General features: G+C 37.5%; 23 protein-coding genes. 15 read left to right on the top strand and 8 right to left on the bottom strand.

Annotated elements, in window-relative coordinates; all coding sequences use genetic code 11:
- Positions 1-230 precede the first annotated feature (230 nt).
- The 4 genes from LQ227_RS24735 to LQ227_RS24750 all read right to left on the bottom strand — a co-directional run bounded on the left by LQ227_RS24735 (position 231) and on the right by LQ227_RS24750 (position 3,231).
- Positions 231-1,037, bottom strand: a complete 807-nt coding sequence (locus LQ227_RS24735) for a M48 family metallopeptidase (protein ID WP_230146420.1) — start codon at positions 1,035-1,037, stop codon at positions 231-233.
- Positions 1,038-1,132: 95 nt separating this feature from the next.
- Positions 1,133-1,780, bottom strand: coding sequence for a glycerol-3-phosphate 1-O-acyltransferase PlsY (gene plsY, locus LQ227_RS24740; protein ID WP_029279402.1), 648 nt, complete (start codon positions 1,778-1,780; stop codon positions 1,133-1,135).
- A gap of 49 nt (positions 1,781-1,829) precedes the next feature.
- Positions 1,830-2,672 carry a carboxylating nicotinate-nucleotide diphosphorylase gene (gene nadC, locus LQ227_RS24745; RefSeq protein WP_029279400.1) on the bottom strand — a complete coding sequence of 281 codons (843 nt, stop codon included), beginning with the start codon at positions 2,670-2,672 and terminating at the stop codon, positions 1,830-1,832.
- Positions 2,673-2,832: 160 nt separating this feature from the next.
- The gene (locus LQ227_RS24750; protein WP_131032000.1) at positions 2,833-3,231 is read right to left on the bottom strand and encodes a DUF4783 domain-containing protein; all 399 of its coding nucleotides are present in this window, start codon (positions 3,229-3,231) and stop codon (positions 2,833-2,835) included.
- A gap of 173 nt (positions 3,232-3,404) precedes the next feature.
- Here LQ227_RS24750 and gpmI point away from each other — a divergent pair, with 173 nt between their 5' ends.
- Both gpmI and LQ227_RS24760 read left to right on the top strand, forming a co-directional pair.
- Positions 3,405-4,928 (top strand): 2,3-bisphosphoglycerate-independent phosphoglycerate mutase, encoded by a 1,524-nt coding sequence (gene gpmI / locus LQ227_RS24755; RefSeq protein WP_230146422.1) that lies wholly within the window; start codon positions 3,405-3,407, stop codon positions 4,926-4,928.
- Positions 4,928-5,458: a hypothetical protein gene (locus tag LQ227_RS24760; RefSeq protein ID WP_230146423.1), complete on the top strand. Its 531-nt coding sequence runs from the start codon at positions 4,928-4,930 to the stop codon at positions 5,456-5,458. Before gpmI ends, LQ227_RS24760 begins: the two co-directional genes overlap by 1 nt.
- Before the next feature lie 51 nt (positions 5,459-5,509).
- Here the strand turns inward: LQ227_RS24760 and LQ227_RS24765 are convergent, their stop codons facing one another.
- The gene (locus LQ227_RS24765) at positions 5,510-6,130 is read right to left on the bottom strand and encodes a tetratricopeptide repeat protein (protein WP_230146424.1); all 621 of its coding nucleotides are present in this window, start codon (positions 6,128-6,130) and stop codon (positions 5,510-5,512) included.
- A 317-nt stretch (positions 6,131-6,447) separates the two neighbouring features.
- Here LQ227_RS24765 and lon point away from each other — a divergent pair, with 317 nt between their 5' ends.
- The 3 genes from lon (at position 6,448) to LQ227_RS24780 (ending at position 10,508) form a co-directional block, all read left to right on the top strand.
- Positions 6,448-8,919 (top strand): endopeptidase La, encoded by a 2,472-nt coding sequence (gene lon, locus LQ227_RS24770; protein ID WP_230151757.1) that lies wholly within the window; start codon positions 6,448-6,450, stop codon positions 8,917-8,919.
- Between the two features lie 83 nt (positions 8,920-9,002).
- Positions 9,003-9,953: a lipid A deacylase LpxR family protein gene (locus LQ227_RS24775; RefSeq protein ID WP_230151759.1), complete on the top strand. Its 951-nt coding sequence runs from the start codon at positions 9,003-9,005 to the stop codon at positions 9,951-9,953.
- Between the two features lie 39 nt (positions 9,954-9,992).
- Entirely contained in the window at positions 9,993-10,508 is a 516-nt protein-coding gene (locus LQ227_RS24780; protein WP_230146427.1) for a murein L,D-transpeptidase family protein, read from the top strand.
- A gap of 2 nt (positions 10,509-10,510) precedes the next feature.
- Here the strand turns inward: LQ227_RS24780 and arfB are convergent, their stop codons facing one another.
- Together arfB and LQ227_RS24790 are read right to left on the bottom strand one after the other, a co-directional pair.
- Entirely contained in the window at positions 10,511-10,921 is a 411-nt protein-coding gene (arfB, locus tag LQ227_RS24785) for an alternative ribosome rescue aminoacyl-tRNA hydrolase ArfB (protein ID WP_230151761.1), read from the bottom strand.
- Between the two features lie 38 nt (positions 10,922-10,959).
- Positions 10,960-11,484, bottom strand: a complete 525-nt coding sequence (locus tag LQ227_RS24790; RefSeq protein WP_215130724.1) for a ferritin — start codon at positions 11,482-11,484, stop codon at positions 10,960-10,962.
- Positions 11,485-11,614: 130 nt separating this feature from the next.
- Here LQ227_RS24790 and cmk point away from each other — a divergent pair, with 130 nt between their 5' ends.
- The 7 genes from cmk (at position 11,615) to LQ227_RS24825 (ending at position 20,938) form a co-directional block, all read left to right on the top strand.
- On the top strand, positions 11,615-12,295 hold the full coding sequence (cmk, locus tag LQ227_RS24795) for a (d)CMP kinase (protein WP_215130722.1): 681 nt from the start codon (positions 11,615-11,617) through the stop codon (positions 12,293-12,295).
- 306 nt (positions 12,296-12,601) lie between these two features.
- On the top strand, positions 12,602-13,432 hold the full coding sequence (locus tag LQ227_RS24800; protein ID WP_230146429.1) for a DUF1080 domain-containing protein: 831 nt from the start codon (positions 12,602-12,604) through the stop codon (positions 13,430-13,432).
- Positions 13,433-13,491: 59 nt separating this feature from the next.
- Positions 13,492-14,991 carry a YgcG family protein gene (locus tag LQ227_RS24805; protein ID WP_230151764.1) on the top strand — a complete coding sequence of 500 codons (1,500 nt, stop codon included), beginning with the start codon at positions 13,492-13,494 and terminating at the stop codon, positions 14,989-14,991.
- 189 nt (positions 14,992-15,180) lie between these two features.
- Entirely contained in the window at positions 15,181-16,161 is a 981-nt protein-coding gene (locus tag LQ227_RS24810; RefSeq protein WP_230146431.1) for an SH3 domain-containing protein, read from the top strand.
- Positions 16,162-16,750: 589 nt separating this feature from the next.
- Positions 16,751-18,685 (top strand): 30S ribosomal protein S1, encoded by a 1,935-nt coding sequence (gene rpsA, locus LQ227_RS24815; protein ID WP_029279370.1) that lies wholly within the window; start codon positions 16,751-16,753, stop codon positions 18,683-18,685.
- Positions 18,686-18,991: 306 nt separating this feature from the next.
- Positions 18,992-20,653, top strand: a complete 1,662-nt coding sequence (locus LQ227_RS24820) for a beta-N-acetylhexosaminidase (protein WP_230151767.1) — start codon at positions 18,992-18,994, stop codon at positions 20,651-20,653.
- Positions 20,654-20,731: 78 nt separating this feature from the next.
- A complete protein-coding gene (locus LQ227_RS24825; protein ID WP_230151769.1) occupies positions 20,732-20,938 on the top strand; it encodes a hypothetical protein in 207 nt (68 codons plus the stop codon).
- Here the strand turns inward: LQ227_RS24825 and LQ227_RS24830 are convergent.
- Entirely contained in the window at positions 20,935-21,336 is a 402-nt protein-coding gene (locus tag LQ227_RS24830) for a thiol-disulfide oxidoreductase DCC family protein (RefSeq protein ID WP_230151771.1), read from the bottom strand. The genes LQ227_RS24825 and LQ227_RS24830 overlap by 4 nt on opposite strands.
- 367 nt (positions 21,337-21,703) lie before the next feature.
- On the opposite strand from LQ227_RS24830, the gene pyrR reads away from it, so the two are divergent.
- The 3 genes from pyrR to LQ227_RS24845 all read left to right on the top strand — a co-directional run bounded on the left by pyrR (position 21,704) and on the right by LQ227_RS24845 (position 26,657).
- Positions 21,704-22,252, top strand: coding sequence for a bifunctional pyr operon transcriptional regulator/uracil phosphoribosyltransferase PyrR (pyrR, locus tag LQ227_RS24835; protein ID WP_029279357.1), 549 nt, complete (start codon positions 21,704-21,706; stop codon positions 22,250-22,252).
- A gap of 2 nt (positions 22,253-22,254) precedes the next feature.
- Positions 22,255-23,184: an aspartate carbamoyltransferase catalytic subunit gene (locus LQ227_RS24840; RefSeq protein WP_057933671.1), complete on the top strand. Its 930-nt coding sequence runs from the start codon at positions 22,255-22,257 to the stop codon at positions 23,182-23,184.
- 449 nt (positions 23,185-23,633) lie between these two features.
- Entirely contained in the window at positions 23,634-26,657 is a 3,024-nt protein-coding gene (locus LQ227_RS24845; RefSeq protein WP_230151773.1) for a tetratricopeptide repeat protein, read from the top strand.
- The last annotated feature ends 3 nt before the right edge of the window (positions 26,658-26,660 follow it).

Genomic DNA, 26,660 nt, shown 5'->3' on the forward strand with positions numbered 1-26,660 from the left:
AAAATCACATGTTTTTTAGGAGAAACGATATGTTTCTCCTTGGAAATATTGCTGGAAATTAAACTCATGTATCTTTTTTGATTGTATATAAATATACTAAAAAAAACTATCTCAAAATCCAAAAAACCTTAACTTAATAGCATTGGAGACGCTAAGACCAGGTAAAAATAAATAAAAAGATGGGGTTCTGCACTACGCATACCCCTCCACCTTAAACCTTAAACCCTAAACTATTTCTTATAATACTGTTGCGCTTCAGGCAAATATTTTTGGATCTGTGCAATACGTGTCGCATCGCTTGGGTGGGTACTTAAAAACTCGGCTGGTTTTTGAGCACCTGCCGATGCCGCCGACATTCTATTCCAGAAAGCCGTGGCATTTTGTGGATTGTATCCGGCCATGGCCATAAAAATCAAGCCTAAACGATCGGCTTCTAATTCTTGATTTCGACTGAATTTTAACATCGCCACTGGTGTACCCACACCATAAAGGGTATTAAAAATAGATTGAGTTTTTGGATTTTTAGATAACGCAACACCTGCTGCAGCACCAATACCTTGGGCAACCATTTCCTGCGACATCCGTTCAGCAGAGTGACCTGCGATAGCGTGGGCAATCTCGTGGCCCATTACGGTGGCCAAACCTGCATCGTCTTGTGTTACGGGCAAAATACCGGTATAAACTACAATCTTTCCTCCTGGCATACACCAGGCATTTTTCTCGTTGTTCTGCACCACATTAACCTCCCACTGGTAATCTGCAATCAGGTTACCATAATTATTGCTGTTCATATACGATTTTACAGCCGTAATTAATCTGCTACCAATGGTTTTAACCTTCAATGCCTGCGCATTTGAGGCCGGTAAAACTGTAGTTTTATTCTCCGTTAAAAAGGTGCTATAAGCCTGGAAAGCCATTGGCAAAACCTGGTCGTTACTCACTAAATCAAATCGACTACGGCCTGTTAAAGGAACGGTAGAACAGGAGTTAAATAATAATACTCCAGCAACGCTTGCTGTTAAAAATAACTTTTTCATAATGCGATTTTAAATGATTAGTAAATACTGATAGGCAAAACCGAAGATTAAACAGTAAGCCTATAAATAAGTTTTAATGAAATGTGTTTTGTTAATTAATTAGTTTTCTTCCTAAACAAATACACTTTAGATTCTTTGCCTTTCAGCAATCTTTCGAGGTTTTTTTGGTGCGTAACTAAGATTAAAATGCAAACCACCATGCCATAAAGCACTTCCGATTTGATTGAAACCTGAAACAAGAACACCACACTGAGCGGAAAAGTAAATCCTGCACAAATGGAGCTTAATGAAACATATTTGGTTAACAACAACACAACCACAAAAACCAGAACACAAAGCATAGATGCTTCGAAGTTAACTGCCAAAATCATTCCAAAAAGTGTAGCAACACCTTTTCCGCCTCTAAAACCTGCAAAAACAGGAAATAAATGTCCCATTACTGCGGTTACACCCAGTGCAAGTTGGTAATTGACAAAAACAACTGAATTTTGTGGCCCCGTTACCGACATGCCGATTAAATATGCCAGATTGGTTGCGGTATAACCTTTTGCAATATCGATGATCATTACAGCAATTCCCGCTTTTTTGCCCAATACCCTAAAAGTATTGGTTGCGCCAGCGTTGCCACTTCCATACTCTCTTACATCGACCCCATAAAAGGCCTGACCAAGCCATACAGCTGTTGGTATAGATCCAAAAAGATAGGCGATTAATAACGCGCTGAGAGAATAAACCGTAACCATAGCCTACAATGATACAAAAAATAAGCTTTTAATTTTATAGCAAATCACTTTAGTATGCTTTTAAACTCATGTCCAGGCTTTTCACAGAGTGTGTAAGCGCGCCCATCGAAATAAAATCTACTCCGCAAGCAGCATATTCGGCAACATTCTCTTCAGTAATCCCTCCAGAAGCCTCTGTAATAAATTTACCGTCGATTAATTTAACCGCAGCCCTTAAGTTTTCGAAACTGAAATTATCAAGCATAATACGGTCTACACCACCTATAGACAAAACTTGAGACAATTCTTCCAGGTTGCGCACCTCAATTTCAATCTGAAGTGATTTATTTTGATCAATTAGATATTTTTTAGCAGCTGTAATGGCGTTTGAAATTCCTCCTGCATAATCTACATGATTATCCTTAATTAAGATCATATCATATAAACCAATGCGGTGATTTACGCCTCCTCCTATCCTTACTGCCCATTTTTCTAAATAGCGAAGCCCTGGAGTGGTTTTACGGGTATCTAAAATTTTGGTTTTAGTTGTTTTCAATAAAGAAACAATCCGATGGGTTTTAGTTGCAATACCACTCATGCGCTGCATACAGTTTAAAACCAAACGCTCTGCAATTAAAATAGCATGCGTACTTCCTGAAACGGTTAGGGCAATATCGCCTACTTTTACCGCTACACCATCCTGCAACAGTACATCAACCTTTAAAGTATCATCAACTTCCTTAAAAATCTCAAGTGCCAGTTCAATTCCAGCCAAAACACCATCTTCTTTGATAATCAGTTTTGCTTTTCCCTGCGTTCCGGGTGGAATTGTTGAAAGTGAAGTGTGATCGCCATCACCAACATCTTCGGCAAGGGCATTTTTTATGAATTGATGTATAAGTTGAGTATCCAAAATGTAGATTTTATGCCGCAAAAATAAGAAATATTTATTAGCAGACAATTTACTGAAGCGTTAAAGTGATCTGTTAACATCAGAAGTTTCTAACCTCCGCGACTTATGAAGTTAGCACAGGCATACTGGTGGCATAACTTCGTAAATACTACCTGACCAATTAATCCTTTGCCGGTTCGATCCTTAATTCAGTAATCGAAAAGCTGGTATTGAATTTTTTCATGGTAATAGAAACCCTGAAGGTTTCTTTGGCGGTACTTAGAATAATTACGCCAAAACGATAATTTGGATTCGTATTAATTTTATGAAAAATACTTGTTTTTACTGGAGGATGTTTAATAAAAAAATCTCTTAAAATCTGTTCACCCTGTGCTTTTGAGTATACATCTTCTTCATCAACTATAATAAGTTCGATAGTTGAGGCGAAACTTTTCGCAATTTCTTTTGAATTGCCAGCCTTAAAATACGAGGATAAATCATCAATAATATCTGCCTGAAGAGCTGTAGGGTGATATAATGATGACAAACTAATAATGAGTAAAAATAAGCTCCGGATCATTTCTGTATTTTATACAGAACCCTATAGCTAAAATTATGCCATTAGCGTATCAAAAAAAGGATTTCTTCATTTGTATAAGCATCAATAAAGTTATATTTGCCATATAAACAAAACACTAAAACATGTTATACATGAAAATGTTTTAATGTGGATCAATAAATTTTACAACAAAAATGGTAAACGATAAAAAACTCGCGCTTATAATTCTAGATGGCTGGGGCTACGGAAAACAAGATAATTCTGATGCTGCATATGCTGCCAACACTCCTTTTTTCGATTCGTTATTACAGAAATACCCAAATTCTAAGCTTGAAGCGTCTGGTGAAGCTGTAGGCTTGCCAGCTGGGCAGATGGGTAACTCCGAAGTTGGGCACATGAACTTAGGCGCAGGTAGGGTAGTTTACCAGGAGCTTGGAAGAATCAACAAATCGATTACCGACAGAGAATTGCACAGCAACCCGGTTTTGGTAAGTGCATTCGATTATGCTAAGCAGAACAATAAAGCGGTTCACTTCATCGGACTCGTTTCAAACGGCGGTGTGCATGCGCATATCGAACATTTAAAAGCTTTATGTGATGCCGCAAACGAAGCAAATGTGCCAAATACTTTTGTTCATGCTTTTTTAGATGGCCGTGATACTGATCCAAACTCAGGCCTGGGCTTTATCACTGATCTGCAAAACCATATCCAAAACACCAATGCTAAATTGGCTACTATGGTTGGCCGTTATTATGCGATGGACCGTGATAACCGTTGGGAGCGTGTTAAACAAGCTTACGATGTAATGGTAAACGGTATTGGCGAAAAAACCCAGGATGCTTTGGCAGCAATCAAAAAATCATATACCGATGGCATAACCGATGAGTTTTTAAAACCAATCGTTTTAACGCAGGATAATGGTGCACCAGTTGCTACGATTCAAAATGATGATGTGGTAATCTGTTTTAATTTCCGTACTGATAGAGGTCGTGAAATCACCACTGCATTAACGCAAAAAGATTTTCCAGAACAGCAGATGCATAAACTTCCATTGTATTATGTTACCATGACTACTTACGATGAGAGTTTTGAAAAGGTAAATGTAATTTTCACCAAAGATGATTTAACCCAAACTATTGGTGAAGTACTGGCAAACAACAATAAAAATCAGATCCGTATTGCAGAAACTGAGAAATACCCACACGTAACCTTCTTCTTCTCGGGCGGAAGGGAAGCCGAATTTAAAAACGAAAAACGCCTTTTAATTCCTTCACCAAAAGTAGCCACCTATGATCTTCAACCAGAAATGAGTGCCGCGGGGATTACAGATGCCATTACCAAAGAAATGGAAACCGGATGGGCTGATTTTATTTGCCTAAACTTTGCCAATCCGGATATGGTTGGCCACACAGGTGTTTTTGAAGCTGTAATAAAAGCAGTAGAAACTGCAGACAAATGTGCAGAAACTGTGGTAAACAAAGGTTTGGAACATGGTTATTCGTTTATTCTTTTGGCCGATCATGGAAACTCTGAATTTATGGTAAATAAAGATGGTTCTGCCAATACTGCGCATACCACCAACCTGGTTCCTTGTATTTTAATTGATAAGGACTATAAAACCATTGCAGACGGTAAATTAGGCGACATTGCTCCTACTATTCTAAAAATATTAGGAGTGGCTATTCCAGCAGAAATGACAGGAAACGTTTTAGTATAATGGTTAATAAACTTCATATCCTAGTATTTGCTTTGGCATTGTTTTCCTGCAATCAGCGAAAAGAAGCTGAAGCAAATACCGATTTATTATATTTTGATATAAAAGGATATTTTGGAAAGGAAATTTCGCGCCTACAGAGACTGAATCCCATTGTGAATAAAACCGTTAGTATAAATGGGGCAGCCGAAAGCAAAACAGCTAAAATTGCTGACTGGGCAAAAGAATTGGCCATTTTTGTCAACGCTGACATCAATAAAACATCGTGGAAAGGAAGTTTTAAAACAAAAGAACAAGATGGGGTAGATATTTATACTTCCAATAATAAAAAAATCCCTATTAAGAAGGTTTCTATAACTTGGAAAGGCCAGAAAGCTGGCAAAATAGAGATCATTATCGATAATAAAAATATCTTATACCAATCTCAGGATACGTTAACCTACTGCCCAGATAGCCTCTATGCGATCAAAAAGCAGCAGAAAATTAGATTGCTAAACGAAAAGAAGTATTCGGTTATTGGGAAGCTGAAATAAAAAAAATGGGGCCCGAAAATATTCAGGCCCCATTTCTTTAAAAGTTGTATTTTATTTAAGGCTTGCTATCTGTGCCTTATCGTAGGTTACCCAATCAATAATATCTTTTCTTAATGGTTGCAAGGTTAATACCTTCTGAAAATCAGCGATAGAATTATTGAACAAAGCTACACAAGCCGCTTTTTCTTCTTTTTTCTTCGCTTTAAAAGATCTGAAAATTGCATAGTCTTTGTAAGCTAAACCACGGTTTTGAAACATTTGAGCGTCTTCATCACCATTAATTTCAATGGCTTTTGTAAAATCTTTGAGAGATGCCAAATAAAAGTTCTCGCGCATAGTATTTAACGACTCTTTAGGATCGTTAGCGATTTTTAATCTTGCTATCCCACGGTAATAATATGCAGAAACTTCAGATGGTTTGATGGTTAATAAACGGCTGTAAGTTGCAATACATTTCTCGTATTCACGATTTTGGAAATAAGAATATCCAAGCATTTGGAGCACGTTTGCATTATCAGGAGTTTTAGTATCAGCTTTTTCTAATTGTATCGCGGCAGTTTTATAATCACCTTTCATCATCGCCTGCATGCTTCTTTCGTAATTGCTTTGTGCGAAACTACTAGTTGATGTAAAAATAATTAATCCTAAAATCGCCTTTTTAAAATAGTTCATGTATGAGTAATAAGTTTAACAAATCTAACGCCTAACCAAATTTATAGGAGAAATTTTTTGCAATATAATCCTATTCTGATAATTTAAAAGTTTTTAATTTTCTTTCATTCAAAACCAAATACCCTAAACATTAGCTTAAACGCTAAAATATGCTTTATATGATATTGGTAAAAATATTTATATTACTCTGCCTTTTTAACATAAGATTAATATTATTTTCACTTTGGCACAAGAGTTGAATTTATTAACTTAATACCAAAATTAAACAAAGTGAATACGATTAAACTGCCAGTTTGTCGTTAGCGGAAAATGTGATAATGAGTAAACAAGATATATTTGATTTCCATACAGCAATGCCAATCATAAATGAGGATACCGAATTTTTCCCCTTAATGTCTCAACAAGACGAAGAGGAGATGAATAATGAGGAAACGCCCGAAACGTTGGCCATATTGCCTTTGCGAAACACAGTTTTATTTCCAGGCGTAGTTATTCCTATTACTGTTGGAAGAGATAAATCAATTAAGTTAATTAAGGAAGCGTACAAAGGGAATAAGATTATTGGGGTTGTTTCTCAAAAAGACGTTTCCATTGAAGACCCTACTTTTGAGCAGCTTAACACGGTTGGTACGGTTGCAAACATCATAAAGCTGTTGCAGATGCCTGATGGAAATACCACCGTAATTATCCAGGGTAAACAACGTTTCAGCTTAATTGAAGAGGTGCAGAATGAACCTTACATTAAAGCCGTTGTTAAAAAATTCGAAGAACAAAAGCACAAAGCAGACAAAGAGTTTAAAACATTAATCGCTTCTATCCGCGAAATGTCTGCTCAGATTATCCAGCTATCACCAAATATTCCAAGTGAAGCCAGCATTGCACTTAAAAACATTGAGAGCAATTCATTTTTGATCAATTTCATTTCATCAAATATGAATGCCGAAATGGCCGATAAGCAAAAAATCCTTGAAATGGATAAATTGCAGGAAAGAGCGCAAAAGGTAATGGAGCTTTTAATGGTCGAACTGCAGATGCTGGAGCTGAGAAATCAGATCCAATCGAAAGTACGTACCGATTTAGACAAGCAACAACGTGATTATTTTTTAAATCAACAGCTAAAAACCATTCAGGAAGAATTGGGAGGCAGCTCTGCTGATTTAGAATTCGATGCTTTACAAGAAAAAGCCAAGAAGAAAAAATGGGCAAAAGCAGTTGCCGAACATTTTGATAAGGAACTAGATAAGTTGGGTAGAATGAACCCTGCTGCACCGGATTACTCTGTTCAGTTAAATTATTTGGAACTTCTTTTAGATTTACCCTGGAGCGAGTTTACGAAAGATAATTTCGACCTAAAAAGAGCACAACGTATCTTAGATAAAGATCACTTTGGTTTAGAAAAAGTTAAGCAACGCATTATAGAATACTTAGCAGTTTTAAAATTAAAGCGTAATATGAAAGCGCCAATCTTATGTTTGGTTGGCCCTCCGGGAGTTGGTAAAACATCTTTAGGAAAATCTATTGCGAAAGCTTTAGGCCGTAAGTATGTACGTATGGCTTTAGGTGGTATCCGCGATGAAGCAGAAATCCGTGGCCACCGTAAAACTTACATTGGTGCAATGCCAGGCCGTATTATTTCCTCTATTAAAAAAGCGGGGGCAGATAATCCTGTTTTTGTTTTGGATGAGATTGATAAAGTAGGAACCGACCACCGTGGCGACCCATCATCAGCCTTGCTTGAAGTATTAGATCCTGAGCAAAACAGCGCCTTCTACGATCATTATGTAGAAATGGATTACGATTTATCAAACATCCTGTTTATTGCAACAGCAAACTCTTTAAGTACCATTCAACCTGCTTTGTTAGATCGTATGGAGATTATTGAAGTAAACGGATATACGATTGAAGAGAAAATAGAAATCGCTAAAAAATACCTGTTGCCTAAACAGAAAGAAAACCATGGTTTACAAACCAAGGATATTAACTTAAAAACTCCACTAATCGAAAAAGTAATTGAAGATTATACCAGAGAATCAGGCGTACGTGGTTTGGAGAAAAAAATAGGTTCTTTAGTGCGTGGTGTGGCCACCAAAATTGCGATGGAAGAAACCTACGATTCAAATTTAAGCAATGATGATGTAGAGCGCATTTTAGGTGCACCAATTTACGATAAAGACTTATACGAAGGCAATGAAGTGGCTGGAGTTGTAACAGGTTTAGCCTGGACAAGCGTAGGAGGTGATATTTTATTCATCGAATCGAGTTTAAGCCCAGGAAAAGGAAAATTAACCTTAACAGGCAACCTTGGCGATGTAATGAAAGAATCGGCGGTTATCGCGCTAGCTTATTTACGCGCCCACGCAGCCGAATTTGATATAGACTACAGTTTATTTGATAACTGGGATGTTCACGTTCACGTGCCTGCAGGCGCTACACCAAAAGATGGCCCTTCGGCCGGTGTAACGATGCTTACCGCCCTAACGTCGGCATTTACCCAACGCAAGGTAAAACAGCATTTAGCTATGACTGGCGAGATTACTTTACGCGGAAAAGTACTTCCGGTTGGTGGTATCAAAGAAAAGATCCTAGCTGCAAAAAGAGCAAACATTAAAGAAATTATCCTTTGCAAAAGCAACCGTAAAGATATTTTAGAGATTAAAGAAAGTTACATCAAGGATTTAAAATTCCATTATGTAGCCGAAATGAGTGAAGTAATTGAGTTGGCTTTAACCAAAAACAAGGTTAAAAAACCTTTAGATTTAAGTGTTAAAATTGCACCGATTGTAAACTAATTGCTAATTCTTTTGGATTAACAATCAAAAATCCAATTACAATAAATACTTTTATAGCCTAGGTAAATCGCCTGGGCTTTTTTATGAGATCATTTTTATTCACTATAGTTTTTTGTTTGGTTGTTTCAACCAGTTTCGCTCAATCCTTTAAAAACGAATTCGGTTTTAAAACCGAAAACGATGCTTACCTGGCTACTTTAAACGATCGATATTATACCAACGGATTATTTATCTACTACCGCCATGCCATTAATACCGAAAAGTTTTCAGATAAAATAGAGAAAAAGACCTACGAAATTTCTGCCGGGCAGAAAATGTATACGCCTTATTGGGGCCAGGTTCCTAACAAAGAAGATCAGGACAGGCCTTTTGCAGGTTATCTTTATGCAGGTGGTGCATATTCTGTTTTCTATAAAAATGAGAGCGTTTTAAAAACCAGTGTAGAATTGGGAACGGTTGGCCCTAACTCGCTTGCCCAAACAGCACAACGTTTCCTACATAAAACCGTAGGTTTTTATACCCCTGCGGGTTGGGATTACCAGATTAAAAATGAACTGGCCATAAACCTTACGGCAAATTATAGCAAGTTACTTTTTAGGCCAGAAGATCCCATTGTGGATATCAGTGGCCAGGGTTATGCCAACTTAGGAACAACTTTTTCGGGTTTGGGTGCATCGGTGCTTTTTAGGGCCGGTAAACTAAATCAATTGTTCAACAGTGCTTATCACAACGCGGTGATCGGAAATTCAAAAACCAAAAGCTTAAACAGCTCGGAATTTTTCTTTTATGTAAAACCACAGCTAAACTTTGTTGCCTACGATGCCACTATACAGGGAAGTCTTTTTAACAACAACAGTCCATTAACTTTTGGGGTAAAACCGATTGTTTTTGAGCAACAGTTTGGTGTAAATTATAGTTCAAAAAGATTTACTGCCGATTTCAATATTATTTTTAAAACCAAAGAAGTTAAAAGTGTGGCTAAAGCACAGAATTATGGTGGTTTAAGTTTGTATTATCGGTTTGGAAAGAGCTAGGTTAACTATTTAAACTAGTTAATTGAGAATTTGCAGCGTATGAAAAAAGCAACTTTTTTTATCATTTTGTCCTTCATTATTGGTGCAGTTATTTACAATGTATACCCTGAAAAGAAATTACCAACTAATACCAAAATCGATTATATCATTGTTAAAAAGTCAAACCGGCAATTACTGGCTTATTCAAAACAGAAATTAATTAAAACTTATCAGATTTCATTGGGCGACAGCCCGGTTGGACACAAAGAATTCGAAGGTGATGAGAAAACACCTGAGGGGGTTTATGTAATCAATGCCAAAAACCAAAATAGTGGTTATCATAAAAACCTTGGAGTGTCTTACCCAAATAAAAAAGATATTGCTAAGGCAAAACTACTAAGTAAAGATCCCGGTGGTGATATTAAAATACATGGGATCAGGAACCATTTAGGATTTATCGGTAAGTTTCAACGATTATTCGATTGGACAAATGGCTGTATGGCATTAACCAATAGCGAAGTAGACGAATTGTTTTATGCTGTAAATATTGGGACTAAAATAGAAATCAGGCCGTAGATTTAATCAATTGATGGTCTTTTGCGACTCTCCTTTTTATCGGAATTAACGGCTTTATTCTTTAATCTTTTTTGAATAACAGCTTTAGGTATTTTAGTTGCTTTTCGCTTTTTTTGAACGTGTAACGATCGCTTTAACAATTCAATCAACTTGGCAACTGTTTTCTCTTTATTGAGTAGCTGGCTCCTATCCTCTTGCGAAACAATATGTAACAATCCTTCAGAATCTAGTCGATTTTCCAGTTTTTCTTTTATGCGTATCTTTTCGTCTTCATCCAAATAAAAAGCTGTTTCCAGGTCGAAAATTAATTCTACCTTACTCGAAACTTTATTTACATTTTGTCCACCCTTACCCCCACTTCTTGAAGTTTTGAAAGTAACAGACCGCAAAATTTCTTCTCTCGTAAGCAACATGCCGCAAAAGTAATAATTTGGAATTTAATAAAAACAGATTATTCTCCCTCTTTCGATTCGCTCACCTTGCTACGTAACCCTACAATATCTTTATCCAATTGGTAAATGCCTCCTCTATCACTACCTACCAATTGAAGTTTCTCTAACATCGTTTTCGCCATTTTTTCTTCTTCCAATTGTTCATCTAAATACCATTGCAAAAATTTAAATGTGAGATAATCTTTCTCATTCAGTGAAAGTTCTACCAAATCGTTAATGCTTTTTGATACCAACAACTCATTATCCAGAAAATCCTGAAATACCTCTATTACCTGTCCGAAAGAATTTTTGGGCATTTCAAGGGCAGTAATCATCGCATGCCCATCACGATCATTGATATAATGAATCAGTTTAAGCATATGATGACGTTCCTCTTCACTCTGACGGTAGAAAAACTCGGTATAACCTTCTAAACCTGGCTGCGTTTCTAACCATGAGGCAATGCCCAGATAAACTTGAGACGATTCGGCTTCCAGCTTAACCTGGTTATTCAGCGCCGCCAACATTCTTTCAGATAACAACATAATCGTGTATTTATTTTATAATTAAACGCATCCAGCAAATCAATGTTTTAGCATTATCTTGTTTAGAATCTATCTTTATACCTTTAAAAAAATTCAGCATTCTGTTTCTATTTTTTACCTTTGCGCTACGATGAAGAAAAACCTGGTAATAGCAATAGATGGCTACTCATCTTGCGGAAAAAGTACTTTAGCAAAAGCACTGGCTAAAAAATTAGGTTTTATTTATGTAGACAGCGGAGCGATGTACCGTGCCGTTACACTATACTTCTTAAGAAATAACATCGATATTACTGATGATGCCAAAGTTGTTGATGCTTTACAGCACATCGAACTGAATTTCCACTCCCGCGATTACGAATCCCATATTACCCTTAATGGTGAAGAGGTTTCTGATGAAATCCGCTTAATGCCTGTTTCTGAAAATGTAAGTGAGGTTTCGGCGCATAAAATTGTGCGTCATGAAATGGTGAAGCAACAGCAACGCATGGGTAAATCGAAAAACATCGTGATGGATGGCCGTGATATTGGCACTACCGTTTTCCCCGATGCTCCTGTGAAATTTTTTATGACGGCCGATCCGAAAATCAGGGCTGAACGCAGATTTAAGGAACTGGAGAGCAAAGGCAATAACAAAACTACCCTGGAAGAGGTTTTTGAAAACCTTGCCCATCGCGATTATGCCGATACCACCCGTAAGGAAAGTCCGTTAGTTAGGGCTGATGATGCTATTATTTTAGATAATACCGATCTTACACAGGAAGAACAATTAGACTTTGCATTGGAAAGAGTGCAACCGTTTTTGGTTCATTAGTTCATTGGTTCACTAGTCATTAGCTCATTGGTCAATGGTTAATTGTTTAAATAGGTTAACTGATGTCTATCGCTGCATCCCAAATACATAGCTTAGTTAATCGTCTTAAGACTAGGGATTTTAGACTAAATAGATTTCTCCATTCCGCGGTGCTCCAGTCGAAATGACGTATCTCTAAGGTTAATTGCTATCGGTTAACTGGTTCCAAGCTATGGGCTACCAGACTACCAACCATGAACTATCCGGCTGTTGACCTTTGACTTCAAAAAAAATTTCATATTTTTAGCACCCAACCCAAACGTTACTATGAAACTAAAATCAATTTATCTTGCGGTATTATTTTTATCGCTTACTATCCTCAACGCCAATGCCCAAAAAGGCTGGATCAATCTCTTTAATGGAAAAGATTTAAAAGATTGGAACATTAAAATCGCCAAACACGACTATAAAGAAAATTATGCCAATACTTTTCGTGTAGAAAATGGAGTAATGAAGGTGAGTTATGATGGATACAAAGAATTTGACCAACAATACGGACATATTTTCTACAAAAAACCTTTTTCGGCCTATCTTTTAAAAGTAACCTACCGCTTTGTTGGTGATCAGGCTAAAGGTGGTGAAGGCTGGGCAACCAGAAATAGTGGTGCCATGTTACATTGCCAGGATCCGGCAACAATGTTAAAAAACCAGGATTTCCCGATTTCGATTGAAGCCCAAATTCTTGGCGGAGATGGTGAACATGAACGCCATACCAGTAACGTATGTACACCTGGAACACTAATTGATTATAATGGAAAACTATTTACCGGACACTGCTTAGATTCCAAATCGAAAACCTATGCTGGCGACCAATGGGTAACCGCAGAATTTTTAGTTTTAGGTGATTCGGTTGTAAAACACATTATAGCAGGCGAAGTGGTTTTAGAATACACTAAACCTCAAATTGGCGGTGGCAGTGTTTCAAATTTTGACCCGAAAGTTAAAATAGACGGCAAAGCATTAACATCAGGTTATATTTCATTACAGAGCGAAAGCCACCCGATAGAATTTAAAACCGTGCAACTTTACAATTTGGAAGCATACATGAAAGATAAAGCAAAACTAGATAAGGTATTGGCTAAAATATTAAAAGAGTAAACCATATCATTACTTAGTTGTTAGATCATGATATAAAACCTCGCACCTAAATTTAGACGATGCTCAATACCCGTTTGTTTAAACCCATAACCCTACTATTTTTTCTTTTAGTTGCCAATATTACTTTTGGGCAAACTGCTTACAAAGTAAAAGACATACCAGATCCAAAAAACAATGGCGGAGGTTATGTAAGTGATCCTGACGGCATTCTGGGAATTAGTGCGGTTTCGGGTTTAAATAATACCATTGCCCAGTTTGAACATGAAACCAATGTTCAGGTAGCAGTGGTGATTGTTAACGATTTCGACCATGATAAAGAAGATTTCGATTTTGCATTTGAGCTTTTTAACACCTGGGGAATTGGTTCAAAAACCAGCAATAATGGCTTATTGTTATTTATTTCAAAAGACCGGCGAAAGTACCGGTTCATTACCGGAACAGGAATTGAAGGTGTATTGCCAGATGTAAAGCTTAAACATATTGCTGAGCAGAACCTCCTACCAGCTTTCAGGCAAAATGATTTTAGCACCGGGATAACGAATACCATTAATGCCATTGGTGTAATTATTTTAAAACCTGAAAATAAATCAGAGCTCAATCAGTTTTTCACCCAACACGAGAGCAATAGTTCACTCGAAAATTTTTGGCTTCCTACAGGGATTATCCTATTGGTATTTTGGGGGGTGTTCAAAATTGTGAACAGGCAAGCCAAAAATGGTTTAAATCCAAAAGGCTTTGACAAGAAAAATAGTTATGATGCTACCATAGCTAAAGGCTGTGGGGTGGCTTTCTTTATTGTATTTGTTTCTATTTTTATTTTTGTTTTTACTGATGCTTTTGAGCTGTTCGAAAAGATAAAATTAGCACATATCCCTTACATTCTTTTTTCTATCCTGGCCATATTGCTTTTCTTTCGTTACCTTTTCTATCTGTCGGCATTAAGAAAAGCACACCAGGACGATAAAAATTTCTTTGATGCCGTTGTGGCTTTCCATAAAAAGAACTGGTGGTTAGTTCTTTTCTCTCCTATAATTTTAATTGCAATTATAATCCACCTTGTCAAGCGTGTTAAAACGATTGATCGTTTCAAGCCAGTTTTGGATAGTAAAAACAACCCGATGACCCGAGTAGATCGCGATATCAACATAGAAGGGGAGCCCTTTTTAACTGCAGGGCAACGTAAAGAGGAAGTTGTTTTAGCTTACGATTACGATATCTGGGAAAGCACAGACCATAAAGAACATATGATTAAGGCATGGCCAGCGGAAAAATACAACAGTTATACCGAATGCCCCGAATGTGCTTTTAGGACATACAAGCTGAATGAACGCGTTACAGTTAAACAGGCCACTTACAGTCACGAAGGGCAAGCAAAGCTGATAAATGAATGCAGTTTTTGTAAAAAAACAGAATTTATAAAGTGGATCACATTGGCTATGTTGGTCGAATCGAGTTCGTCATCAAGTTCCTCTTCAAGCAGCAGCTCATCTTCTTCATCATCAAGCAGCAGCTGGGGCGGTGGCAGTAGCAGTGGTGGCGGTACTGGCGGAAGCTGGTAGTCTCACTTATCCGTTTTATAAGATATTTTGACGCTGCTGAAAGAAGATTTCAGGGAAGGAGCAGCACCTTTTTTCAATCTTATCCTCACCTATTAAAAGTATTTTCTAATTTTGAAACACTTAGCACGGTGTTTGCTTATAGCGTGTTTGCAATTACCGATTAAACTGTTTCGCAGAAATCCAATACTTATGACTAGAATTTTCTTCCTCCTCATCGCTCTTTTTATTTTCACTAACCGCTTGAATGCACAAGAAACGTATCGCGTTAAGGCAGACAAATTGCGTGTAAGGGAAAGCAGCGATCCGAAAAGCAAGGTGATTGGAAATATTGCTCAAAATGAAAATATTACGGTTTTAGATGCCAACAATGCCAAGTTTTACAAAGTAAAATTTAAAAACCGCGAGGGTTGGGTAAGCAAAGATTTCATCGAAAAAATTGCTCCTGCGGCTAAACCATCAACTCCTCAGGCAAATACTGCACAGCCTGCCACTACCCCTCAAACGGCAACAAGCGCCGACATGTATCGGGTAACTGCAGATGATTTACGGGTTAGGCAACAAGCTGATCCGAAAAGCAAAATTGTGGGATACCTGCCTAAAGATGAAAATGTTGCCGTGATCGATTCATCAAATACGAGCTTTTATAAAATTAAGGTTACCAATGGCGAAGGATGGGTGAGCAAAGAATTTTTGGTCAGGGTTTCTCCTGTAAAGGCAGCAGCCGAAAAAACAAACATTTCGGCATCGGTACCTCAAGAAAACAAAGATTATACGAACATTATCTTTTTTGTGGTTGTGGCCTTAATACTGATTACCATATTATATTTTTCTATAAAATACGCCAGTGGCAATAAATTTTTGATCGGTTTTTCAGTAATCGTAATTCTGGTAACCGGATATTTCTGCTACATTACTTTTATACAGGCAAAAGTGGTTACAGGTACCTTTGCAAGCAACGAAGATATACAGTATAAAACCTTCAATTTTAAATCAAAAGATTCGGTAACCGTTACCGATGCCTATACTGATTCTATTTTCACCTCGAAATATGTTATTGAGGGCGATATGATCAAACTTTACGATCAGCAGAACACCATTATGTTATTAATCAGAGATGATCAAACATTGGTTGGCGAAGGTTTTACCCGAGGGACTTTTACGAAGAAATAGAATTTCCAAAATCACATCAAACGCTCCTACGGAACGAAAAAAAAATGTTTTTTTTCTACCCATGAATCGTCCCTACGGGACGCTTAGTCTTAACAAACAACCATACGCCGCCTAATTGCAAGATTTGCGGATGAAAGATGAGGCCGGCAGCTTTAGCATTTTCATATGCCGTCCCATCGGGACGCTTGCTAGGTAGCAAATAACCAATGTTATTTGTGTTTCGTTCTGTAGGAACGTTTGGTAAGTATTTGTGCACAACCTTTGTTTTTAAACCTGATGGAGCGGAATAGCCCGCAGCGTAGTGAGGACTATAAGCGATAGCAGGACTGCTGCTCCCGAAGAAATACGGAGCGCTCATTTTCAAATAATTAACATAACTAAGCAATTAAACTCTAAAATAAAACAGCTACATTTTGGAAAAACATGTGGTAAACTGAAATAACCACCCCACCTTTCAGGCACCCCTCCAAGGGAGGGGAATTATAAAGAGCTAAAAATCAGCAAGATTTATTAAAAAAATCTTTTCTATAATTAAAAAAAGTTTTACCTTTGCAGTCCCTAAATAGGGAAAAAAGGAGATAATTAATTAATGGCTAAAAAACAAGTAGCAGAAAAAGAATTAGCAGCTAAAACAGCTGAACTTCAGGGAGAAGGCGGACGCCTAACTGAAAAAGAAACTATTGAATCAGAAGCTGATTCAGTTTCGATCGAATCGATCAAATCATCATTGGCTACACCATCGGAAGATTTCGATTGGGATGCAGATGAAAAAGTTTTCGGTAATTACAATGATGCAGACCGTAAAAAGTTTGAAGATATGTATGCTGGAACATTCAATCAGATCACTAAAGGTGAAATCATCAGCGGTATCGTTGTTTCAATCAACAACAAAGATGTAGTATTAAACGTAGGTTTCAAATCAGACGGTTTAGTTTCTACTTCAGAATTCCGTGATACACCAGATCTTAAAATCGGCGATTCAGTTGACGTTTTCGTTGAAGCACCAGAAGATGCTAACGGTCAATTGATCCTTTCTCGCAAAAGAGCAAAAACCCAAAGATCATGGGAAGCAATTAACGAGGCTCTTGAAAATGATAGAATCATCAACGGTTTCGTTAAGAGCCGTACTAAAGGTGGTTTAATTGTTGATATCATGGGCGTTGAAGCTTTCTTACCAGGATCTCAAATTGATATTAAACCAATCCGCGATTACGATGTATACGTGGGTAAAACAATGGAATTCAAAGTTGTTAAAATTAACCATGAGTTTAAAAACGTAGTCGTTTCTCATAAAGTGTTAATCGAAGACGATTTAGAAAGCCAAAAAGTAGAGATCGTTTCTAAATTAGAAAAAGGTCAGGTATTGGAAGGTACTGTTAAAAACATTACTGATTTCGGTGTGTTCATCGATTTAGGTGGTGTTGATGGTTTACTTCACATTACTGATATTTCTTGGGGCCGCATAGAGCATCCAAAAGAAGTATTATCATTAGATGAAAAAATCAACGTAGTTGTTTTAGATTTCGATGATGAGAAAAAACGTATCGCTTTAGGCTTGAAACAATTAACTCCACACCCTTGGGAGAACTTAAGCACCGACATCCAAGTTGGTTCTAAAGTAAAAGGAAAAATCGTAACTGTTGCAGATTACGGTGCTTTCTTAGAAATCATCCCAGGTGTTGAAGGTCTAATCCACGTTTCTGAAATGAGCTGGTCACAAAACTTAAGAAATCCACAAGAATTCTTAAAAGTTGGTGATGAGATCGAAGCTGAAGTTTTAACTTTAGACAGAGACGAGCGCAAAATGAGCTTAGGTATTAAACAATTATCTAACGATCCATGGCAAGAAGTTGCTGCTAAATTCCCAGTTGGAAGCAAGCACCAAGCAACTGTTAAAAACATGACTAACTTCGGTGTTTTTGTTGAAATCGAAGAAGGTATTGATGGTTTAATCCACATCTCTGATTTATCTTGGTCTAAAAAAGTAAACCACCCTAATGAATTCACTAAAGTTGGTGATGTATTAGACGTTGTTGTTTTAGAACTTGATGTTGATAACCGTAAATTAAGCTTAGGCCACAAACAACTGGAAGAAAACCCTTGGGATACTTTCGAAACGATCTTCACTTTAGATTCGGTTCACCAGGGAACAGTTGTTAAAGTAACTGATAAAGGTGCTGTTATTGCTTTACCATATGGTGTAGAAGGTTTCGTACCAACTAAACACATGGTTAAAGAAGACGGTACTTCAGTTAAAGCTGAAGAAACTAACGACTTCAAAATCATCGAGTTTAACAAAGAAGCTAAACGCATCGTTGTTTCTCACGCCCGTATTTGGGAAGAAGTTAAAGCTGAAGCTGTAGCAGAAGAAAGAGCAACTAAGAAAAAAGAAGCTAAAGCTGCTGTAACTGCTGTTAAAAAAGTTAAAGATTCTGTAGAGAAATCTACTTTAGGAGATTTAGACGTATTGGCTCAATTGAAATCGCAATTAGAAGGCGAAGAAAGCAAAGCTAAAAAAGGCTAGTTCTTTTTAACTGATCATATTAATCCCGATAGCGAAAGTTATCGGGATTTTTTTTGATTATTTTTTGCCACAGAGAACGTGGCTTTATCCATTACCCCGATTGATCGTCATTTCGAGCGCAGTGAAACGAAGTCGAGAAATCTAATTAGCAGATCTCTCCATTTCGCTGCGCTTCAGTCGAGATGACGATTTGCCTATTAAATTAACACTTCAAGCTATGTTTTATGTAACAAAGTAATTCGCCCTACCAAACCTTCCCTTTCATCCGTCTATAATTATTACTTTTGAAAAGGAAAATCCCTTATAATGAAGAAATTTATCTTTTTGTTTTTATCAATTATTTCGTTTAAACTTTCTGCACAGGAAATAAACATCATCCCACAACCTGTAAGTATTAAAACAGGAAAAAACACGGAAAAATTTATCATTGATCAAAACACAGAAATTATTTCAAATGATTCTTTATCAAATTCAGCTTTATTTCTACAAAATTATATTCAACAATTTTATAATATAAAACTTCGGATTAACCCTAATTCAACAAACAAAAAAAACGTAGTCAAATTAGAAATAATTAGTCGGTTATTAAAAAACTTAAACGAATACGAGCTTATAAGCAACAACAATCAAACAATAATTTATGCCTGTTCAGAAAATGGACTTTTTTACGGTATTCAAACATTAATTCAGTTGATACCTGAGACAAAATCTCAATTACAAATCCCTGCAGTTTCCATTACCGATTACCCACGCTTCGATTATCGAGGTATGCATCTGGATGTAAGTCGCCATTTTTTTGACGTAGCCTTTGTAAAACAATACATCGATTATTTAGCGCTTCATAAAATGAATTATTTTCATTGGCATTTAACTGATGACCATGGCTGGAGAATAGAGATCAAAAAATATCCCAAGCTTACGGAAATCGGTGCCTGGAGAAATGGTAGCATTATTGGCTTATGGCCCGGACAAGGAAACGAGCATATAAAATATCAGGTATTGCCGGCAGAGGTAAAAATTACACCAAAAGATGCCCTCATTAAAACTGATGGTATTCGTCATGGCGGTTATTACACACAAGAACAGATTAAAGATGTGGTTGATTATGCTGCTAAACGTTACATCACCATCATTCCAGAAATAGAAATGCCTGCACATAGCATGGCCTTATTGGCTGCATACCCAGAATTAGGCACGGAGCCCGGCAAAAAATACGAAGTTGCCCAAACATGGGGAATGATGAATAAATACAACAATGTACTTCAGGCTTCAGATACGACTTTTAAATTTCTGGAAAATGTATTAACTGAGGTAATGGCTTTGTTCCCCTCGCAATACATCCATATTGGTGGCGATGAAGCCTCGAAAGTATGGTGGAAACGATCTGCTGTTTCGCAAGAGATTATGAAGGCCAATGGTCTGAAAAATGAAAGTGAACTACAGAGTTATTTTATCCGCAGGATGGAAAAATTTGTAAACAGCAAAGGTAAAACCATTATCGGTTGGAATGAAATTTTACAGGGTGGTTTAGCCCCTAATGCAGTTGTAATGAGCTGGCAAGGCGAAAAAGGTGGTATAGATGCTGCAAAACAAAACCACAAAGCCATTATGACCCCTGAAGATAAGATGTACTTTAACCATAAACAGTTTGTAAAAGAAGATAGCCTGGCTGCAAATAAGTTTTCGCCATTGATTGATGTTTACAATTATGAACCTATACCGGCTGAATTAACTGCCGAGCAGGCTAAATACATTTGGGGCGTACAGGGCTGTTTATGGAGTGAATACATTACCAATCCGGCAAAAGTACAATACCTGCTTTTTCCAAGATTAGATGCCTTGAGCGAAATTTTGTGGAGCCCGAAAGAAAAACGGAATTATCCAGATTTTCAAAAAAGGCTAAAAACACAGTTTAAACGCTATGATTTAATGGGGATTACTTATTCTAAAAGGTACTTAGAAAATTAATGCCTTTTTTAAAAGAAGCGTCTTTTAACGTTGGTCTATTATCAAATAAAATGCAATCTTTGCATTAAAAATTAAACCATGCGTAAACTATTTGCCGTCCTTTCTACTATCCTAACCTTATTTGCCATTAAAGAAACGGTCTATGTATTTACTTCTAATGAAACAGACATGGTTAAGCAAAAAGCCATTATGATTGTAATTGCTTTAAGCATTACCATACCGTTAATTATTTTAACACTTTGGCTTTGGTCGCCAGGCAGAAAGAAAAATGGTCAACAAAATTAAGCTATAAACTTACTTTTCAATTCGGGTGTTGGTACCCAGCAACTCTCCTGCCTGCCCCACCATCTGTAACGGTTTTTGGCAATAATATCGTAAACCCAATCGCGGATAAATTTGGGAACAATGATAAATGCATAAAGAAGTGGAATTAATCCATTGAGTTTTCGGGCTACACGCAATGCCGCTGAAGATTTAGTATACAGTTTTCCATCCTCCAGCAATAAAATGGTATTCAACTTTCCTAAATCAGCGTTAAATTGCGGTAGAATTTCTTTGGCGTAATCACCTTGTAGCGCCGTAAATTTGAATTTATCCTTTTTATCGTGCGCAATAACAAACTGAACCGATGCATTGCAAAGATTACAAACACCATCGAAAAAGATTATTGGTTGCTGAATCATATACCGTAAAAATAAAGCTTTTTAATCCAATAAATATCTGACGAATGTCTAATAAACATTAATTGGTAAGTGGAGCAGAAATATTTGATGGATATTACACGTTGGTTTTTGCCCCCCCGAATAATTGCAGAAACTGACCCGCTAAACCGGATGGAAACAGCAGCTTACGATTGAAAATCGGGACTACAGTGTACAGCCGGACCAACATTAAGATAAAAAACAACTATTTCTTTCCAAAAACATTGCACAAAGAAAAACCGATTTTTAAATGTTGTAACAGAACAATTTAACTATCAAAAAATAAAACAATCGATCTTCAACTTTCTTACCTTAAAACATTTTTATATATTTGCCCAATCCTTCTTCAATGCAAAAGAAAACACTTCTTGACGGACAAAAAATTCAGATTACAATTAAGAGGCTCTGCCATCAATTAATTGAAAACCACGACGATTTCGCAAATACCGTTTTAATTGGTATCCAGCCAAGGGGTATTTTTTTGGCAGATCGCATTCATCAGGATCTTCAACAGATTCTAAAAAACAAGAAAATTTTAAAGGGAAACCTTGATATTACTTTCTTTAGAGATGATTTCCGCCGTAAAGACGGATTGGTTACCGCAAGCAGTAACTCGATCGATTTTATTATCGAAGGCAAAAAAGTAATCTTAATTGATGATGTACTTTGGACCGGCAGAACCATTAGGGCAGCGCTTGACGCCCTACTTGCCTATGGCCGCCCAGAGAAAGTTGAACTTTTGGTTTTAATAGACCGTAGGTTTAGCAGACATTTACCTATCGAGCCCGATTATATTGGGCATCAGGTAGATAGTTTAAACTCGCAACAGGTAAAAGTAACCTGGGCGAGCGAAGGAAGTGAAGATAAAGTGATTTTAATATCCGAAAATACTAAATAAAAATGGCAGCAGAAAAACTATCAACCCGACATCTTTTAGGCATTAAAGATATTAACCGGAATGATATCGAATTGATTTTCGAAACTGCAGATAATTTCAAGGAAGTGATTAACAGGCCAATAAAAAAGGTTCCTTCACTCCGTGATATTACCATTGCCAATATCTTTTTCGAAAACTCTACCCGTACCAAACTTTCGTTCGAACTTGCTGAAAAAAGGCTTTCGGCCGATGTGGTCAATTTCGCCGCTTCCTCTTCATCGGTGAGCAAAGGTGAAACCCTGATCGATACGGTAAACAATATCTTATCCATGAAAGTGGATATGGTGGTGATGCGCCACCCATATGCAGGTGCTGGTCAGTTTTTAAGTAAACACGTTAAAGCGCAGATTGTAAATGCCGGAGACGGTGCGCACGAACATCCAACACAAGCCTTACTTGATGCTTTCTCTATCCGTCAGAAATTGGGTGATGTAGCTGGTAAAAAAGTGGTAATTGTGGGTGATATCCTGCACTCACGTGTAGCCATCTCAAACATCCTGTGCCTGCAGCGCTTAGGCGCCGAGGTAATGGTTTGCGGACCAACAACTTTAATCCCAAAACACATCCACCAGCTTGGAGTAAAAGTTGAACATAATTTAATTAAAGCACTGAACTGGTGCGATGTAGCAAACATGCTCCGTATTCAATTGGAGCGCCAGGACATTAAATATTTCCCATCATTAAGGGAATACGCCATGATGTACGGCTTAAACAAACAGATCTTAGATAACCTCGATAAAGAAATCATTGTCATGCACCCTGGCCCGATAAACAGAGGGGTTGAGATTACCAGCGATGTGGCCGACAGCAAACAATCGATCATTTTAGAGCAGGTAGAAAACGGAGTAGCAATAAGAATGGCTGTGCTGTATTTGTTGGCAAGCCAGGGATAGTTAGTTCAATCGTTCATTGGTCACTGGTTTATTAGTGCAGAGTCCAAAATCTAGCATCTTGCCGAAAGGACTAAGTCCAGCGTCTTTTTAGAAATGTATTAGTAAATAGTCCATTGCTAATAGCCTATGGCAATTTACCAATTTATATCATTGACCAGTTAACCCTTCTACCAGATTGCTTTGTTGACTGAAAAGCCGCCTCGGAATGACGGATGCGGCGGCACGAATGAACTATTGACGAATGAACCAATGAACCCTTATCGGATGCGGCGGCACCAATGACGAATGAACCAATGACCAATGAACCCTATCATTTTTCCACATTCGTTCACCCCTTAATACCAAACCAAAAATCCTATCGTTAATTTGTGTTATTAACAGATGTTAATTACTTCTGTTGATAAGCTTTGATACTATTTCTAATTTAGTACCAACCATATTTGAAACCAATGCAGAAAAAATACTTACTAATTCCGCTACTTTTAGCAGGAAGTTTTAGCACCTACGCTCAGGTTAGCGCTGTGCAGAACCTCAACAAAAACTATCAAACGGGCTTAGAATTATTAGACAAAGAAAAATACACTGCAGCCGCGCAACAGTTTAAACTTGTTGAGCTGCAACGTTATAAACCTTCTACCCAAACGGAGAGCAACGCTGAGTTATCTTTACTGAAAGAGAATGCAAAATTTTACGCTGCTGTTTGTGCACTAGAGCTAACCAATAGCGATGCCGAAAGTTTGTTTCAGGCATTTATCCGCGATTATCCGTTAAACCCGAACACCAAACTGGCTTATTTCTACGTTGGAAAAACTTATTTCAACCAGAAAAACTATAAAAAAGCTTTAGAATGGTTCGAAAAAACAGATCCTTCTACGCTTTCAGGCAAACAAAGAAACGAATACCAGTTTAAACAAGGTTACGCTTATTTCGAACTTAAAGACTACGACAAAGCTGAACCTTTATTCGAAAAAGTTAAAAAAGAAGAAGGCGATTTTCAGGAAAGCGCCACTTACTACTTTGCTTACATCAATTACTTAAACAAAGAGTATAAAACGGCATTGGCCAACTTCGAAAAGTTAAAGGGCTCTCCTACTTACGAGGCGAGTTATCCATACTACATCACTTCGATGTATTACCTTGACGAGCGTTATGATGATGTAATCAGCTATGCTTTAGCAGCCATTCAAAAAACCAAACAACAGTTCGAGCCAGAAATGTTGAGTTTGGTCGCAGCATCGTACTTTGCAAAATCTGAATTCAAAAATGCTGAAAAGTATTTCGCCGAATATTATGCAAAAGATAAAAGCGAAACCAAAAACAACCTCTTCATTTACCAATACGGCTACTCTTTGTTCCAGAATAAGAAATATAAAGAGTCGGTTGCTGTTTTAGAAAAACTAAATACCGATGATGTTTACCTTCAAAATGGAATGCATACTTTGGGTAAAGCCTTTATTCAATTGGGCGATAAACCAAAAGCGCAGAGTGCTTTTTTCAGGGCATCGCGTTTAAGTTTTGACAAGGGTATACAGGAGGAAGCTTGGTTAAACTATGCCAAATTAAGTTACGAACTAGAATTCCACCAACAAGCCTTAGAGGCTACACAGGGCTTCCTAAAAACTTTCCCGAAATCGCGTAAAATAAACGAAGCCAAAACTTTATTGGGCGAAGTTTTATTAACCACCAAAAACTATCAGGCGGCTGTAGATATTTTAGAACCTATTCCGGATAAAAACCTTGAAGCTAAAGAAGCTTACCAAAAAGTAACCTATTTCCGTGGGTTAGAATTTTATAACGAAAGAGCATTCCCGAATGCATTATCGATGTTTTTACGTTCTGAAAAGTTCCCTGAAGACAACGAGATCAATGCGCTAAACACTTACTGGAAAGCTGAATCGATGTACGAGCTGCGTAAGTTTGGTGAAGCAGTTACCACTTTCGAAAAATTCTTAAAAATGCCAGATGCCGATAAAACCGGTGTTTACAATTTTGCGAACTACGCTTTGGCCTATGCAGCGTTCGAAGATGAGAAATACAGCAAAGCAGCTACTTATTTCGAAAAATTCCTCGCGGGTAGTGATAAAGACCAAAAAACGATTGATGATGCCACCATCCGTTTAGCCGATTCATATTTCGTAAACAAAAACTATGGTGATGCAATGGCAAACTACAATAAGATCATCAGCCGCAAAACCACTTCAGAAGATTACGCCACTTTCCAGAAAGGAATGATCCAGGGGTTGGAAACGCAATATGATGCAAAAATTGCTACTATGCAGAGCCTGTTGAATACTTTTCCAAATTCTAATTACGCTGATGATGCTGGTTTCGAAACCGCGTATACATATTTCAACAAGGGCGATTTTGATAAATCTAAATCAGACCTTGTAGCCCTGGTAGCTAAATATCCACGCAGCAGTTATGTGGCAAAAGCGCTGGTAACCATCGGTTTGGTTCAATACAACCAGGATCAGGACGATGCCGCTTTAGAATCGTTCAAAAAAGTAATCCGCGATTATCCTACTGCCGATGAAGCCAAACAGGCAATGGAATCGATCAAAAACATTTATGTAGATCGCGGCGATGCAAATGGTTTTATCGCTTACGCAGCTACTACTCCACTTGGAAATTATTCAGGCTCGGAGCAAGACAATATCGTTTTTGCCGCAGCCAATAACACTTATTTAAAAGGCGATGCCAATGGTGCATTCCAGGCCGTAAATGCTTATTTTGATAAATTCCCTAAAGCGAACCATGAAAAAGAAGCTAAATTTATCAGGGCAGAATCGCTGGTGAAACTGGGCCGCCCGGATGAAGCCATTCCTGATTACGAATTTATCTTAAACGACTGGACGAGCGATTACACCGAACGCTCTTTGGTGAGTATATCAACATTGTTCTTAAATCAGAAGAAATACAACGAGGCCATTGTATACCTGAAAAGATTAGAAACTACCACCGATTACAAGTCGCACTATAGTTTTGCCATCAACAATTTGTTAAAGGCTTACACCGCTTTAAACATGCCTGATGACATGCTGAAATATGCACAGCTAACCAAAGAATCGGAAAAAGCTTCTGAGGAAGAAAAAAACAGTTCGAGCTTATATTCTGGTAAAGCCTACTTGTTAAAAGGCGATACCACCACAGCAATTAAGGAGTTTAAAAATGTAGTGGCCAAAACAAAAACCGTTGCCGCCGCAGAAGCAAAATATAATTTAGCTTTATTGGAATACAACAAAGGTGATTTCAAAACTTCGTCTAAAACCTGTTTCGATCTGGTTAACAACATGGCTGCTTACGATTACTGGGTAGCAAAGGCGTTTATCCTTTTATCTGATAATTATGTGGCCCTGAAAGATAATTTACAGGCAAAAAGTACTCTTCTCAGCATAATTGATAACTACGAAGGCAAGGATGATATCATCCCTACAGCCAAAGAAAAACTAGAAAAACTAAACCAGAAGAAGTAGCAT

The sequence above is a fragment of the Pedobacter sp. Bi27 genome (assembly GCF_918698255.1).
Taxonomy (GTDB): domain Bacteria; phylum Bacteroidota; class Bacteroidia; order Sphingobacteriales; family Sphingobacteriaceae; genus Pedobacter.